General features: G+C 71.2%; 1 protein-coding gene. It reads left to right on the forward strand.

Features of this window, described 5'->3' with window-relative positions; translation table 11 throughout:
• Positions 1 to 3 precede the first annotated feature (3 nt).
• The coding region (locus OP04_RS48135) for an ATP-binding cassette domain-containing protein (protein WP_033346814.1) at positions 4 to 416 on the forward strand (413 nt) is incomplete at its 3' end.

Below are 416 nucleotides of genomic sequence, written 5' to 3' on the forward strand. Positions count from 1 at the left end.
GGCATGATTACGGCTGACCACCTGACGAAACGGTACGGCGCGCACACCGCCGTCGACGATGTCTCGTTCACCTGCGAGCCCGGCACGGTCACCGGCTTCCTCGGACCCAACGGCGCCGGCAAGTCCACCACCATGCGCATGATCTGCGGCCTCGCCACACCCTCCGCGGGCAGCGCCACCGTCGCCGGTGTGCCGTTCCGGCAACTGCCCAACCCGGGACGCCGCATCGGCGTGCTCCTCGACGCGTCCGCACAGCACAGCGGGCGCACCGGGCGGGAGGTGCTGTCGCTGTCCGCGATGACCATGGGCGTACCGCGGACCCGGGTGAACGCCGTACTCGACACCGTCGCGCTGGACGCGAAAGCCGCACGGAAGCGGGTCGGGCAGTACTCGCTCGGCATGCGCCAGCGCCTCGG

This window comes from Catenuloplanes japonicus (genome assembly GCF_000717135.1).
GTDB classification, from domain to species: Bacteria; Actinomycetota; Actinomycetes; order Mycobacteriales; family Micromonosporaceae; genus Catenuloplanes; species Catenuloplanes japonicus.